22 protein-coding genes are annotated in these 14,678 nt (G+C 42.1%); all 22 read right to left on the bottom strand.

The features are described 5' to 3' along the window. Positions 1-23 precede the first annotated feature (23 nt). The gene (locus tag H8R94_RS02875; RefSeq protein ID WP_186853821.1) at positions 24-1,364 is read right to left on the bottom strand and encodes a phage terminase large subunit; all 1,341 of its coding nucleotides are present in this window, start codon (positions 1,362-1,364) and stop codon (positions 24-26) included. Continuing rightward, on the bottom strand, positions 1,357-2,208 hold the full coding sequence (locus H8R94_RS02880; protein WP_186853822.1) for a terminase small subunit: 852 nt from the start codon (positions 2,206-2,208) through the stop codon (positions 1,357-1,359). The genes H8R94_RS02875 and H8R94_RS02880 overlap by 8 nt, the downstream gene beginning before the upstream one ends. 152 nt (positions 2,209-2,360) lie before the next feature. Beyond that, positions 2,361-3,422, bottom strand: coding sequence for a ParA family protein (locus H8R94_RS02885; RefSeq protein ID WP_186853823.1), 1,062 nt, complete (start codon positions 3,420-3,422; stop codon positions 2,361-2,363). A gap of 180 nt (positions 3,423-3,602) precedes the next feature. Next, positions 3,603-4,028: a hypothetical protein gene (locus tag H8R94_RS02890; RefSeq protein ID WP_186853824.1), complete on the bottom strand. Its 426-nt coding sequence runs from the start codon at positions 4,026-4,028 to the stop codon at positions 3,603-3,605. A 107-nt stretch (positions 4,029-4,135) separates the two neighbouring features. Then, complete coding sequence (locus H8R94_RS12470) at positions 4,136-4,306, bottom strand: DUF551 domain-containing protein (protein WP_408639000.1); 171 nt, start codon at positions 4,304-4,306, stop codon at positions 4,136-4,138. Next, complete coding sequence (locus H8R94_RS02900) at positions 4,288-4,473, bottom strand: hypothetical protein (RefSeq protein ID WP_186853826.1); 186 nt, start codon at positions 4,471-4,473, stop codon at positions 4,288-4,290. Before H8R94_RS02900 ends, H8R94_RS12470 begins: the two co-directional genes overlap by 19 nt. Then, positions 4,454-4,768, bottom strand: coding sequence for a hypothetical protein (locus H8R94_RS02905; protein ID WP_186853827.1), 315 nt, complete (start codon positions 4,766-4,768; stop codon positions 4,454-4,456). Before H8R94_RS02905 ends, H8R94_RS02900 begins: the two co-directional genes overlap by 20 nt. 44 nt (positions 4,769-4,812) lie before the next feature. After that, a complete protein-coding gene (locus tag H8R94_RS02910) occupies positions 4,813-4,974 on the bottom strand; it encodes a hypothetical protein (protein ID WP_186853828.1) in 162 nt (53 codons plus the stop codon). Continuing rightward, positions 4,971-5,243 (bottom strand): hypothetical protein, encoded by a 273-nt coding sequence (locus H8R94_RS02915; protein WP_186853829.1) that lies wholly within the window; start codon positions 5,241-5,243, stop codon positions 4,971-4,973. Before H8R94_RS02915 ends, H8R94_RS02910 begins: the two co-directional genes overlap by 4 nt. Before the next feature lie 8 nt (positions 5,244-5,251). Further along, the gene (locus tag H8R94_RS02920; protein WP_186853830.1) at positions 5,252-5,434 is read right to left on the bottom strand and encodes a hypothetical protein; all 183 of its coding nucleotides are present in this window, start codon (positions 5,432-5,434) and stop codon (positions 5,252-5,254) included. Between the two features lie 5 nt (positions 5,435-5,439). Next, positions 5,440-5,793 (bottom strand): HNH endonuclease, encoded by a 354-nt coding sequence (locus H8R94_RS02925; protein ID WP_186853831.1) that lies wholly within the window; start codon positions 5,791-5,793, stop codon positions 5,440-5,442. Positions 5,794-5,796: 3 nt separating this feature from the next. After that, a complete protein-coding gene (locus H8R94_RS02930) occupies positions 5,797-6,171 on the bottom strand; it encodes a hypothetical protein (protein ID WP_186853832.1) in 375 nt (124 codons plus the stop codon). A 2-nt stretch (positions 6,172-6,173) separates the two neighbouring features. Next, positions 6,174-6,443, bottom strand: a complete 270-nt coding sequence (locus H8R94_RS02935; protein ID WP_186853833.1) for a hypothetical protein — start codon at positions 6,441-6,443, stop codon at positions 6,174-6,176. 21 nt (positions 6,444-6,464) lie between these two features. Beyond that, positions 6,465-8,168 (bottom strand): DNA cytosine methyltransferase, encoded by a 1,704-nt coding sequence (locus tag H8R94_RS02940; protein WP_186853834.1) that lies wholly within the window; start codon positions 8,166-8,168, stop codon positions 6,465-6,467. Beyond that, the gene (locus H8R94_RS02945; protein WP_186853835.1) at positions 8,161-10,698 is read right to left on the bottom strand and encodes a DNA methyltransferase; all 2,538 of its coding nucleotides are present in this window, start codon (positions 10,696-10,698) and stop codon (positions 8,161-8,163) included. The genes H8R94_RS02940 and H8R94_RS02945 overlap by 8 nt, the downstream gene beginning before the upstream one ends. Then, positions 10,695-11,459, bottom strand: a complete 765-nt coding sequence (locus tag H8R94_RS02950) for a hypothetical protein (protein ID WP_186853836.1) — start codon at positions 11,457-11,459, stop codon at positions 10,695-10,697. Before H8R94_RS02950 ends, H8R94_RS02945 begins: the two co-directional genes overlap by 4 nt. Continuing rightward, the gene (locus H8R94_RS02955; protein WP_186853837.1) at positions 11,459-11,839 is read right to left on the bottom strand and encodes a DUF1064 domain-containing protein; all 381 of its coding nucleotides are present in this window, start codon (positions 11,837-11,839) and stop codon (positions 11,459-11,461) included. The genes H8R94_RS02950 and H8R94_RS02955 overlap by 1 nt, the downstream gene beginning before the upstream one ends. Positions 11,840-11,847: 8 nt before the next feature. Further along, positions 11,848-12,270, bottom strand: coding sequence for a single-stranded DNA-binding protein (locus H8R94_RS02960; RefSeq protein ID WP_186853838.1), 423 nt, complete (start codon positions 12,268-12,270; stop codon positions 11,848-11,850). Between the two features lie 9 nt (positions 12,271-12,279). Beyond that, positions 12,280-12,555 (bottom strand): hypothetical protein, encoded by a 276-nt coding sequence (locus H8R94_RS02965; RefSeq protein WP_186853839.1) that lies wholly within the window; start codon positions 12,553-12,555, stop codon positions 12,280-12,282. Beyond that, entirely contained in the window at positions 12,533-13,120 is a 588-nt protein-coding gene (locus H8R94_RS02970) for a hypothetical protein (protein ID WP_186853840.1), read from the bottom strand. The genes H8R94_RS02965 and H8R94_RS02970 overlap by 23 nt, the downstream gene beginning before the upstream one ends. Further along, the gene (locus tag H8R94_RS02975; RefSeq protein WP_186853841.1) at positions 13,120-13,782 is read right to left on the bottom strand and encodes an ERF family protein; all 663 of its coding nucleotides are present in this window, start codon (positions 13,780-13,782) and stop codon (positions 13,120-13,122) included. Before H8R94_RS02975 ends, H8R94_RS02970 begins: the two co-directional genes overlap by 1 nt. After that, positions 13,782-14,636, bottom strand: a complete 855-nt coding sequence (locus tag H8R94_RS02980; protein ID WP_186853842.1) for a DUF1351 domain-containing protein — start codon at positions 14,634-14,636, stop codon at positions 13,782-13,784. Before H8R94_RS02980 ends, H8R94_RS02975 begins: the two co-directional genes overlap by 1 nt. Positions 14,637-14,678 lie beyond the last annotated feature (42 nt).

Consider the following 14,678-nt stretch of genomic DNA (forward strand, 5'->3'; position numbering starts at 1 on the left):
ACTCTTTCCTGTTACCACTCTCCTTATCTGTCTAAATCAATATACTCAACAAAATCCAACCAGGTATAGCACTCGCCATCCCACCAGTCGTTGCAATTACCGATGTTCTTATCTTCCGGGATGTTCGGCTTTTTCTCATCCCATTTCAAAATTCCAATCGCCTTGCGTAATTTCACACATTTCCTGTTAATCTTTAGTCGACCTGTATTCAGTAATATATCAAACGTCCTAGGTCGGTCAGAGATTTCATTCTTACGACACCCCTTGATATTTCTATATGGCAGTCCTGCCTTTTTAGCGGAACTCCGCAAGCTGTTTATCATTGTAGTGCTGGCACTGTCCGGGAGCACCCAATCAACGCGGCCATATTTTTCTCTGGACATTCGATAAAACTCTATGAATTTATTGCAGATCGCGTCCGAATCAATATCTGGTGACAGTTCCAGACAATCTTCCTCTGCCGTCCTCAAATCGTGATATCCGTTGAAGTACAACTTAAGTACGAATGTTGTCATAGATCCGTTGCCACCGAAGTCTATGCCAATTGTCACCTTCGATGGCCTGTGAATGAGTCTGCCATCTTTATCTCGCTCTAACAACGGTTCGGTATCGTCGTCATATAAGTACGGTTCGTTATTCTCCGCAAATCTCCGGAAGATGACACCTTCGGCTACTGCACGCTCGCCGCGAATATCTCGCTTGTACCATACGGTATCTTTCTGATATGTGCTAAGCACAGTTTCAATCTGCTGATCTGACATACTCATATTGTCAACTAGCGTAAAGTGCCCGTAATTATATCCATATCTCGAGTTGACCGCCTGCTGCTCCTCGTGGAACTTAAGGATATCCGTATAATACCAGTGTTCCTCTTCCTTAGGATTCAGATCATGGAATATCTTACGGTCAGAACTGGACAACGTACGGTCAAATACCTCTTTCAGGAACTTCGGATGACACTCATTCGCCTCGGTCACATATGCCATGCCGTAGGTATTACCCTTGATAAGTTTTTCGTCTCCATCCTTGCCACCGCCGGAAACCAGCACGACCTTTTCCCCGGTCTTGGTCTGCACATAGACGCAATCACGGTCCTTGTACTTTCCCTCCCGGCAGCGTCCCTCAAAGTAATTGAGCAATCCAAATCCATCACAATCCAGTATATTTAGTTTGGCAGTAGCATTGGACACACCAGCCACCAAATGAATTTTATTCTTATGTACTTCAAGCATGGAGCAGAATATCAATGTTTGCAGAACATTCTTACCACCACGCTTGCCGCCCTCTGCCACATTGAACCAACTACCGAAGCACCGGAGCATATAGTCATACTGTCTTTGGCTTAGCGGTGCTGGATTATTCATCGTCCTGCACCTCCTCAAAGTCTTCTATACTCCGGTTGCTTACCGGATGCTGCAGTATATCAGTGATGGTATGCATATTTTGTAGTAGTTTTTCAGCATCGTTGTCCTTAACCTCTGCTCTCTTCCTGTCATATTCTGCTTTGTATTTATCTTCTGGATGCATAAGGAAATACTTCGAAAGCCAATCAATAGCCTTCTGCCTATCAGCCAATTTAATTGAAATGCCACTTCGACCTTGCTTAATCTCTTGCACCAACTGAGTATCGGTATCTTTGGATTCTTTCAAATCGACAGTGTTAATCATATATGTATCATCTGTCTCAGGATCATTGAACTCTCTCTGCCCGAATGACATATAGTTACCAATATCAGCAAAGGCAATCCGCATCTGCAACTCCACTATATCCTCAGAGTCAGCAACTATCTGTTGGCGCTTGATTTCTTTCAGACGCTCTATCTCTGCCCGAACCTTATCTTTTGTCAGCAGTCGCGAACCATTTGCTATTGCGGACTCATAACTGCACCCATATACTTTCATATAACTCTGTGTAGCATTAAATGTCCGGCTGTAATATATGCAGAACATCTGCTGTTCCGGTGTCAAATCATCATTCTGTAATGTCTCCTTTGTACCATCATCGATGAGTGATACTCCCTTGTGTGCACCTTTATGCTTTTGTGTGCACACATTTTCTGTATTGGGTGCAACCTTATCTCTATTCCAGGCATAGCGCTTCTTCCAACTCTTTACAGTATTGATAGTGGTCCCATACTTCTCAGCAATGTCCTTATACTTCATACCATCCATATAATCTTTTTCAGCCTTCTCGTAGTTCTCCACCATCTCACTTCCTCTCATATCAAAATAAAAAAGCCGAACATACGAAACTTCATAGTCTCATATATTCGGCTCTTAGGCTCTGTTGTTATGTAATTATTATATAACTGAATCGATATATGCGTCAAATCCTTTCAATGTAACATGAACTCGTCTATCTAGTTATCAATTAATTTAAAAGCATATTGCAATTCCTTTTTATATCTCCTAACACTCCTATTTACTTCGACTTTCTTCCCTTCAATTCTAAATTGCGACCCCTCAGAAAGTTTATCTATGGGAATTGCTTTAGATCCACTAATTCTTCCAGAACTATGAAAATCAGACAGAAGTGCAAAATGATTAACTACATTATCTGAAGAAAATACATCTGCATATTTTTCTGCAATCTCCATTGCCCTTTCAATATACATTCTTGATGCTTTATCTATTTGATGATCTGCTTGCCTATTCCAACCACAATGGGTCATTAACACAGCTTGGACAACTGGTTTTTCCTCAATACCAGCCCTTTGTCTCCACAGATTAAAATCACTGCCATCATCTTTTAACATTTGCAATGTTAGTTCTAATGAATATATTGACTGTTCATCTACCCTGACTGGAATAATAAGTGCTTCTGATGCAGCCCATGCCAAATGAGTTCCTCCTGCAAAAAATGGACTCGTATCAATTAAAACTTTCTCAGTTTTTGTCAACTCAACCTGCTGTTCAATTATGTCCTTAAGCATGTTTAATACTACTGCAACAGCTTTTTTATTCCCTCCTTGTGTTGTCATTCCGTAATACTCATTCAACCTAGAATAAAACTGACTAGGGTACAAAAATAACTTACTACTACCAGGAATATAATAACAGGTTTTTCCATCTTGAAACTGGGCATTTGTATCTTGAACTCTTAATGCAAGTCGTTCGCTATCTATATCCCATGCCTCTCCCATCATTTTTTCCATTAAAGCATCGTGTATTGTAGCCCCTTCATAAGGCTCTTTATTATTCAAAAATAGCGTTGTGAAATTTTGTTGCGGGCACATATCCAAAAAAAGTGTCATATATTTTTGGCACATTGCATAAGCTAAGTTAAAAGAAAGTGTTGTTTTTCCTATTCCACCGCGGAAATTAGTCACTGCATATGTTTGAAACTTTTTACTATCTGGCAATATTATGGAATCTGAATCGTCCGACAATATTTTTTCATATCTATCAAATAATTCTTGCATACTTTTACCTCCTTTTTTACATAATAACTCATGGAAGTTTATTTGTCAACTGGAAGTTTTATAGATGATTGTACTTTCATTCGCGTTTTGTCAGTTTTCGAATCATTAATACATGATTGCCAACATCATTGCCCGACAAGAACTATGCGATGATGATAAGGGTTGATACTAATACCATTATCATCCTTCCAACAAAAATTGCTTCTGTTCGAGAGCCTGGTATATCGTCTTGCCATTCAATTCAATGTATGGCAAGAATATCTCCTGCAACTTAACCATCTCAATATCCAATAATGCCATCTGTGCCTCAACCCAATCTTTCAATATGCGCCACGCGACACGTTCAGCCTGCTCTCTGGTCGCTTTAATATTCTTAGTTCCTTTTTGCTTTTCTCTTTTAAGAACTTCGAGGCATTCATCAATTTTCACCGGGAGTCTTACCGGAACCTGCTGCATACCTGTATCGATCAGAAACGATAAGCCGGTGATACTCTCTCCGTCGTAATTTTTCATGATGCTTTTGGCATTATGCTTCATGAGAATATATTCAATTTCTGAAACCGTCTTAAATGAATCTACTGATGTCGTATAATTCAATATTGCCATCTCTCTACCTCCTTTTCTAACTATCCCTTCGTCTGATATGGTTCTGGTAGTGGCTTCCATGCGATAACATTGTACTGACCTATTCCAGTAAGTCCCAATGTATCACTTTATGTCTGTGAAAACCAAAAACCATTGTCTAATTGAGCAACAACTCTTATAGAACCGCCCCTTGCCGTACTTTCTGCATAAATAAGCACTAACTCCATTTCTTCCGGCAACCGCTCACTGCATGGAATCCAACCGTTGTTGTATTCTTCTGCTACTTCCTTTCTTCTGATTTCTGCTTTATAAAAGCATCAATCTTGCTTGCACATACATTACATACCTGATACTCCCTTTCTCCACCACTCATTTGTACAGTTCCATAGTGATTAAAATTTACATTTACACCGTTCAAATTGTAATCAACATCACAACCGCACATATCACATTTTACTATTATCATTTACTCCTCCTGCCTTTACAATCTCGATTGCCTTATCAATTCCCTCATGTATTCCATTACAGTATTGCCCATACCAATTATCAGATTCTCTTGCAAAAATATCTGTTTCTAACTTCTCTTGTTGCTCCCTTAACTGCTCCACAACCTTATCTACATTATAGGCTGTTGGCTGTTCGTCAATCTTTTGTGCCAACGCAAAGAACATATCCTCGCTGTTTCTTTGTGTAAGAAGAATATCCATAAACCATTGTTGATATAATTCTTTTTTCAATTCATCTGCATCAATTAACCTCATTCTTAATTACTCCTTCCAACCCGTGACAGATTGTCACGCGTTCATCATCTTTCCTCATCTCCACACCGTATCATGCTTAACGGATATGGACATTCGTCACATTCACAGTCTGCTGCACAGTCTTCATGCTGGCAGTAGTTCTTGATTACCGCTACCGCTTTTTTGAAGTCTTCTGGCATATTCTTATAATAATTTTCATTCATCATGCTCTCTCCCATCCCCTCAAATCTTCTACTTCTTCCTCTGTAGCTTCTCCGTCGATTGTTTCGGTGTGATATTTCCATCCTGCTTGATAACCATACATTGTGAATTTCTTTCCGCATTTATCACAAGTGTATGTGTTAGTATCTTCCGTGTAACAATCAGCGCAATCATCGCCTATATATGTATCTTCATAAGACGGCTCGTATTCTTCGCCACAATACGGACAGATGATATTCTCATCATCTTCCTCATTCCAATAATTGCTACTCATATTCTCTCCTATTCTGCTTCTGATTGAAGCCATTCCACAAGGTCTGGATGTTCATTTATGCACTCTGAACAAACTTTCCCTTCACAATCAACGTGACACATAAAATCTATAAGGCAAATATCTTCTATGTTCATTATCATATCCGCCAGTTCTTCGTCTGTCATACTTCTGATTCTATCAGCGTTAGTCATTTCTCTTACCTCTCCAATTTTTCAAAATAAAATATTATCTCGTCACTCTTATGTTCAACAATTCCAAATCTTTCGGCTACTTGATATGGAATACTATCTCGCATAAGTCTGTTGTGTATTTTGGATAAATAGTCTCTAAACCCTTCGATATCTAAAGTTGCCTTGTAGTGATTACAACTTCTACAAGCAGGCAAATAGTTAGATATGTCATCTTCTCCGCCTACCCTTAATGGTGTTGCATGATCTACCTGCATCTGCTTGTACTCAAGCGGAATACCGCAATAGGCACATCTATGATTACATTTATCATAAACGGCAAGTCGAACCGTTTTAGGTATAGCCTTCCTCAACTTTTCCACCTCTCAATTTCCATACTCTTTCCACAATTCTTTCAGTTTTACTTCGGCTTCTTCCTTTGTAAGGAATACGACCCTACCAAACTCTCTTTCTATATAGTTTCTGAAAATGTCAGCATTTTGGCATTTTACGTTGATTATCTTTTCATTTTTAACGTAGAACGTCGAAATTTCTTCTACCACAAGGCTGATAATCTTTCCCATCGAAATCACATATACTGTATTTCCCACCTTGCAAGGCAGTTTCAAAAGTCTGCCCTGTTCCTCTAAGTCTTCATAATCAGCCAATTTTTCCGCAGCTGAAACATAATCATGATTTTTTACCCACACACCCGATTCTCCATCTGGAACATTATCAATTCTTTCTGTTAATCTCTCCATTCCTACTCCTCTCTGTAAACCTTTACCCTGCCTTTATACTTCTGTCCCATCCACTGGCCGTATGTCATGCCATGTGCTCTTGCCTCTATTGATGCGTTCGTCAGCCCTTCCATGTTGTTTTTCACATGCTTACCTCTTTCCTCTCCATGTGCTTTCTTTCTGCCTGCACATTGCGCGCCTGCACAGGAATGACAGAAGCGCGTCTGCTTCATCTTCGCTGTGAACGTCTTTCCGCACCGCTTACACACCTTCGTGTATGTTTTTCTCTCCATTTCCTTCATGCTCCTTAATCTCTATGCAAATTTTAGTTGACCTGTTTCTTCGTATTGAATTTTCATATTTGGTGTACGCTCTGCTAAGCACAACTCCGGTAAGTTCGCTTTGACCAATGCTGCAGGAATCGGTGGACATACTGCGTTTCCACACCTCTTTACCTGTTCGCTTCTTGGATATGTTTTTCCAGTGTAATCATGGTCAATTATATAATCGTCTGGAAATCCCTGGCATCCATACAACTCTCTTGGTTCCAACATTCTCAGCCCTATATCCACTATTTGATAGTCCACACCATTGATTGTCACCAATCCAAATCTGTCCTGTGCTGTGACTGTATCTAGTGGAGCTTTTATGTCTTGTCCTGTTCCTTGACCATAATATTTAATGAGAAAGGCTCGCACTTCTCCGAAATGACCGTCGCCAGCAGTAATAGTGGGAATAGGTTTTCGCATATCTCTTCCATCACAGTGATTGTTCATTTGAATTAAATTTGCCGTAACCACACTGTTATGATCCCAGGCAGTTACTGTCGGCAATGGATTTCTCATATTTTCTCCTGCACCTGTATAACCACCATCGTAGTATTTGTGCAAAAAAGATGTGACTAGTCCGTACCGATTAGATCCATCTACTGTCATTATTGGGGCTTCTATAGTCTGTCCTCTTACTCCATCTTTTGAAGTTTCTGAATGGTACTGAATCAATGTAGGACTAATAAGACAATGCTCATTCTTGCTCACAATCGTTGTAAGCGGCTCTCTAACATCCTTGCTTCGGTCTTTTGTAAATCCAGTCTGCCCAATCTGCACCATATATGGCTCTACAATCCCATATCCGTGCTTTCCAGTGATAGTCGGCATCGGCTCCCGGATATCGTTCGGTCTACGCTCACCACCGTGATTGCACTGGATAATAAAAGGTTCCGGATTTTCCAGTACAAATTTTTTTAATCCTCGGGCAATACGCTCCATTGTTTTAGGTGCTAATGGACGTACCGCTCGAATGCCGTACTTTTCTTTGATTTCTTCGGAAGTGTCAAAAATACTTGGACAAGGCAAGGAAAAATCCAACTGTGTGTATGCTCCAACATATGGCTTTAATAGTCCTTTCTTGACTTCTTCACTGTCTGCTGGTCCGTGTGTCGGCTCCGGCCATACAATCGGCTTGCCGTCACACCGGGCAATCATAAAAAATCTCTTTCGCATGGTTGGTGCTCCATAATCTGCCGCTACCAACTCCTTGAACTGCACCTCATATCCTAGATCAGTAAGCTGTTGTACAAACCTTTCAAATGTCTTTCCCTGCTTACGCTTAATTGGATGATGCCGCCTGTTTAACGGTCCCCATGTTTTAAATTCTTCTACATTCTCAAGCATGATCACTCTCGGTCTTACAAGTCCAGCCCATCTTAAAGCTACCCAGGCAAGACCTCTGATGTTTTTATCCTTTGGTTTGCCGCCTTTTGCCTTGCTGAAATGCTTACAGTCCGGGGAGAACCAGGCAAGCCCGACCGGATGCCCATTACATACTTTGATTGGGTCGACCGCCCATACATTTTCGCAATAATGCTTTGTATATGGGTGATTTGCCTTATGCATTTTTATCGCTTCGGGGTCATGATTAATTGCTATGTCCACACTGTAGCCAGTTGCCAGTTCAATCCCGGTGGATGCACCGCCACCACCGGCAAAATTATCTACAATTAATTCTCCGTTAATCATCTGCTACCTCCGGCATAACCTCTGGGAACAAATCAAACAGAGTCGGCATATCGACCTCACTCTCTGCTGCTTCCAGATATCCAACACCATCTCTAAAGTAATCCGGGTTAAGTTCACACCCTTTTCCATAGCGATGCATCTTGACAGCCATCATCGGTACAGTCATCAGTCCACCAAACGGATCATAGACCACATCCCCCTCATTGCTATAGCGGTTGACGATACGCTCAACGATATCCAACTGCAAAGGACATACATGCATCTGGGCACGTCTGCGGCTCTGTGTAGTGTTCAACGTCCGCATCCTGTTGATGTCATCCCATACTTCCAACTGGTTCCATGATCCCGGTGCCACCACCATAAAAGTTGCCGGCAATCTGTCCTCGGTATCTAACTTCTTGGCAAGTGCAACGTGTTCATCGTAGTTATATACCGTGTCCCTGCTATATTCCCGGTAGACCGCCTGCAAGGTATCAACCGATGCATTCTGCAAGTCTTCCTTGCTGATAAGGCAGTCACCGGAACTTCTCCAGTATGCGTGAGCGTCAATCTGCCACTGTGCTCTTGTATAGTCCTCTTTGCTTTTCTTGACCGGTGTATCTGCATATGCCGTGGATCTGTCTGTCGGCAATTTGCGGAATAATAAAATATACTCCGGGCATCCCACGCCCATCTTAGATCCATCCTTGCACTGCTCCGACCAGCCTAAGCGGTAGGTCTGATTGTTCTCCCTTACCACATCCGTCACTACTGTAATCATCCCGAAATACTGAAATCCATGCTTCATATAGTGTTCAATGCATACCGCATGAAACGGCTCGATCGTCGGCATCCCTGTCCCGGTCGCATTGCCGAACAGCACTCTGTCCTTGACATGAATGGCAGCAACTCTTCCCGGCTTTAAGACCCGGAGCAGTTCCGGTGTCAGATAGTCCATCTGCTCAAAGAACCGGTCTGTATTCTGGTTGTGCCCGAAGTCGTTGTAATTGGCCGAATACTCATAATGATTGCCAAATGGTATCGACGTATGGATCAGATCCACGCTGTTATCTTCCATGGCGCGTGTCTCTTCCACACAATCTCCATACACCGCCGTATAATGTGCTCCCTGCACTGTCCTTTCTTTTCTTGTACCTTCCACTCCCATCTTCCTTTCCAGCCTCTCTGCCTTATTTGCTGCATTTAGTCCATATTTCTTCACAATGGCAATCATCTTATCCACCATGTGATTATGATTTTTCCATTTCTCCATCAGCGCATCCTTGATGGCTTTCTCGTTCTCCATGTAAATAACGTCGATCACTACAGTATCCTGTTGCAGGAAACGATAGCACCGATGCACTGCCTGGATAAAATCATTAAATTCATAATCGATCCCCAGAAAAATCTCCCGGTGGCAATGCCTCTGAAAATTACATCCAGATCCGGACAGAGACTTCTTGGTTGCAAACAGTCGCATCTTGCCCTCGAAGAAATCGATCACCCGCTTTTCTCTCAGGTCATAGTCCATTGATCCGTAGATATCTACCACTTCCGTCAGGGCTTTCTTGATCGCATGCCGCTCTGCTTCCAGATCATGCCACAACAGGAAATTGTCCTCCGGCGATGCATCCACGATCTCTTTCATCTTCTCCACACGCTTATCAATACTCTCGCGCTTTACCTGTGCCGCCTCTTTCAGCCCCTCCGCTGCTTCTTGAAAAAGTTGCATCTGACCATCTTTTTCCATAGCATCGCCGTAGTGGATTGGAATCTCATGCCAGCGTACTTCCAAGGGTGGCAAATCATATCCCTCATCTGAATATTCTGGGTTCAGATCTGACGGCTTTGTAATAAATAATGCCCATGATGAGATCCATAGCCAAAACTCATCTTCCATGTTTGGATATAATGTCAGATGGTTTGCCTTTGTACTGTCTCTTTGGAAGAACCGGGTCAATGCCTGTCCGGTGTCCATAACTTCCAGATATCCGGCATAATGGATCAGTTCCTTGTACTTGTTCGGGCTTGGTGTAGCCGTTGCCACCAACTTATACGGCACATTCTTGAACTTATCCAGAAATGTCTGGTAGGTCTTACTTCCAAAGGACCGCAATACGCTGGCTTCATCCAGTGACGTTGCCACAAAGTATGACGGATCTATATCACCGTCTCGCACACGCTCATAATTTGTCAGCACGATCTGGCTATCACATGCCTTGACCTCATCCATTTTCCTGCAATATGTCGGTCGCTCATACCCAAGGATCTCTACTGCATCCCTGGTAAATTCCTGCTTTACTCCCAGCGGTAACACGATCAAGGCTCGTCCCTTTTCATGCTCCGCTGCCAGATGGCAAAACTCTAATTCCTGCACCGTCTTTCCCAGTCCAAAAGACTCAAACAATGCTCTCCTGCCACCTTTAAGTGCCCAAGCCACGGCATCCCTCTGATGCGGCTTTAGCACCTGATTGATCTTCTCCGGCGCAACAACAAATCCACTATCCTGCGCCAGTTCTATCTTGGTCTCTAAAAATTCTTGATATGTCATACACTCCTACTTTCACTCCTCAACAACGCCTGTTCCAAATCGTCATAGTAAGCATCGTCGTGATCCCGCTCCTTAAAGTTGCGGAAACGGTTCCTGGAACCACTAACAGGCTTGTCTCTTTCTCTCAGCGCCCTACGATGCCATCCCCTGATCAATCCCTGCCAGTCGCGGATTGGTTCATCACCTTTCATCCAATCCGGTGCATACGTTCTGTAGAATTCATCAGGATCAACAGACAAATGATTTTCTGTCACATAATCCTTGACATCTGCAAAAGTTGGTGGTATCACGCGCGCGCCCGCGCCTTGCGCTAATATATATATATTCTTTCCCTTCTTTCCCTTCTTGTGTTGTGTGCATTCAACTGTACATCCATCTGTGCATTTAACTGTACATTCATCTGTACCGCTAGTCGTTCTAATGCTTTCGCCTGTATCTTGATAAACGTTGTAATTTAGCACCTTTACGATGGTTTTTTTACTGTGCAAAATGTGTACAATCATCTGTGCATCTTGAAGTAAATCTAAGTATCTTTTTACCGTGCGCCTGTCTACATTCCAACGTTCTGCCAATTTAGATTGACTTGTGATAAATGATCCTCTCTCAATCTTGATCAATTCTTTTCCTACAAGAATTTTTTTATCTTTGTAGGATGCCATCATCAAGATATCAATCCACCATTTTAGGTATCTGGGATCTTCCCATATCCAACTCTCACGGATACCTCGGTTGATCTTTATCCAATTTCCTGTCTCGTTCACTAGATCTCCTTAATCCGTATATGATGCATATAAAGCATCAACTTACGCTTGATGATATATTCCTTGGTTCTAAAACCTTTTGTATCCTCCACGACCACCTCGCCGTCCTGGTAATAGACAAAATCAGCAACATATGTGCATTCTCTTTCCAACAATCTTCCGGGCTTGTTTTTGCCCTTATTTTCGCCTCTGGTGTAGATCTCATCACACCACTCACGTTGCGCTGGAATAAGCACATATTTGACTTGTCTGCGTAGCCCTGAGATTGCTCCTACCTTTTGCAGCATGAAAAGTTCTTCATACCTTTTTGCTTCCTTCTTTGAATCAAACACCATACCATCAACCGTGATTTTCTTGTTATTGTATTTTCTATATCTCATACGCTCTCCTAGTTGAACGGCAATTCATCTTCAATATCATCTGGGATGCTCATGAAGCCACCTTCGTCCGGTACATTTCCAACTGGCGGCTCCTGCGGATGATTCTGTGATGCCTTGCTCTCTGCAAATTCAATCTGCGAAGTTACAATCTGTATGGAATAGACCTTTTCGCCATTTTTATTGGTGTAGTCGTTATTTTGCAATTCACCTTCGATCACAATCTTGGTACCCTTGCGCAAATATTTTTCAACAAACTCCGCAGCCTTTCCAAATGAAACAACATTGAAAAAATCTGCCTGAGGCTGTCCTTCCTGCTTAAATCTGCGATCAACGGCAATGGTATAGCGGGCTACCGCCTTGTCATTATTTACACCTCCGTATCTGATCTCTGGATCTCGGGTTAACCTACCCATCATAATTATTTTGTTCATAAATACCTCCTACACATAGTTTTTTCCAAACTCTTCCATGAACTTTTCATGTCCATATACCTTTTCAAATTCCTGCTGAGCCATTACCTTTAAACGCTTGTCCAAAGATGGGTTAAAATGTACCCCATTAGGACCGGTATGGCAGTTGTAACAAAGCCATAACTTCAGTCCCCATTTCTCTGATTTCTGCCGATTGGCTGTCCCATAAAATATATGGTGGCAAGCCAGATTATTTGTGGTTCGACACACCCAGCATTCCTTTTTATCCTGTAATATGCTTCTCACTCTTTGCCTCTTTCTTCTTAAAATGCTCCATCATCCGCTCCAACTCTTCCGGTGGTAAAGTCTCAATACCAAGTGCCTTGGCTTCTTCAACAGTTCCGTCAATCAACACGCTCATTTCCTTGGAGTCATAAGAATGGCTACCTCGGTAGACCTTATAGAAAAACACTTCCTTTCCATTCTCCTCAGATGCCTTAACACAGATGGTATGTAATGTCTCCAATTCCTGCATATACTCCACAGGGGCATTCGTCTTGTAGATCATCGGTTGCCCATCTATCATTTCCGGCTGACCATATCTGGTTATCATCATATTTTTACAATGTGCCTTTGAAATAGGAGTTGGCATGGCATCTGCGATCTTACCTATCAGAACATGGAAATAAGCATTGGCATCCAGGCTTCGTTTATTCGTCCATTTCGCCACTTTTATTTTCAACTTATCCAATTCCTTAAGTTGGTCAAATTGGCTCTCTACAACCGCCTCCTCGTTTACCTCAAGGGTCAACAGGAACTTTCCTGTGACCCAATCCTTAGACAGTGAGACAACCTTTCCAGATACTTCCATTAGTTAGCCTCTTTCTTTTTCTTGTACCATGTCTCTACCTGATGAATGATTTTAGTAACCAACTCATTCGATACTTCGCCAGTATTATTAAAGTGATACATCTCCTTCAGTTTGTTCCAAATATCAGTTTCCTTCGCATTCTCACACATTTCTGCATAGGCAGATACAAATTCGTTCAGTTTATGTAACTGTTCCGCTGTTGCTGGCACAAATGCTGGAGTAACAGGTTCCGGTGTCTCTGCATCAGGATCTTGCATCTCCTCGGTTGGAATGCAAAACACCTGAAAGCATGCGTACTTAAATGCTATTGACATTGCCTTATTCGTTGCTTTATCCCCGGAATCCATTCCCTCCCCTATAGTAACCGCCGAAACACTTGATCCATCCTCTGCATAAAATGTAAAACGCACTTTGCAAATGGAATAAATCAGCACTGCTCCTTTTTGAGTTGTTCTCTCCTGACGCTGCTGTTCCAATACCTCTGGAACAACAAAAACATGGTTTTTTGTCAGTGCGGGATTGATTGCGTTCATAACCGCATCTATGCCCCGGTACATGAACCCCTGCTGCTTATTACGATCATTCTTTCCGACCGCTCCAATATCTTCCATACACCTAGATATTGCCTCATAAATATTCATCTTCTTTGCGGTATCTGCCATTACTGCACCCTCCTAAATTCGATACCATACTCGCGCATAGTAGATTCCAATTTAACAATCTGAAAAGCATCTGCTGTTACATCATACCTTGCATTAAAAAGTGTCTCTTCCGGCTCAACAAATTTTGAAGATCCTTCCACCTTGACTACCGGCATCGGTTCTTCAACCGCTTCCCTATGTTCTTCTATCTCTGCCTTACGCTTAGCATCTTCTTCCTGCCGGCGCAGAATTTCTTCTTTTTGTTTCTGGTACTGGTTCATAATAGAAATGGCATCCGCTAATTCCAATGATCTTGCATATGCAGCAATACCTTTATCTTCAAATTCAGACTCCATGCTCTGAATCATTGCCAGATCCTTTTCTGTATGTTCCACACGCTCCATAATCTCCTCACTAATCGCTTTCATGGAGGTTGTAGCATTCTCCCACTTACTGTTGTATATGCGGTTCAACGACAAATACTCTTTGACTTCTTCATGCTCCTGCATAATGCCGTCGTAAATCTCTGTAATATGAGCCTTGCGCTCCTCAATGCGCTTCTGTTCAAATGCCTTGATCTGACCATCAATATAATTGATAGGTTCATCAATAAGGCTCATCAGTTCCTTTGCCTGCGCCTCAAACTCCTCATAAGGAGCCATATAGCGATTTTTAACCTCAATTTTTCTTGCGTTGACCTCCTTCTTTAACTTGCGAAGATCTGCTACCGTTGCCTTTGCTTCTTTCTTGGTTTCCTCCGTAAAGACCATATGCTTATACTCTTCCAATCCAGCCGCAATATGCTTCTTAATACCATCAATATTTGTTACAATACTTCCATTTTCTGTTGACACTAATAACTCAATTTCCTGCATTTCAATTCCTCCAATTTCATTGTCATTTGCCCGAACTGGTCG

This window comes from Roseburia lenta (assembly GCF_014287435.1).
GTDB classification, from domain to species: Bacteria; Bacillota; Clostridia; order Lachnospirales; family Lachnospiraceae; genus Pararoseburia; species Pararoseburia lenta.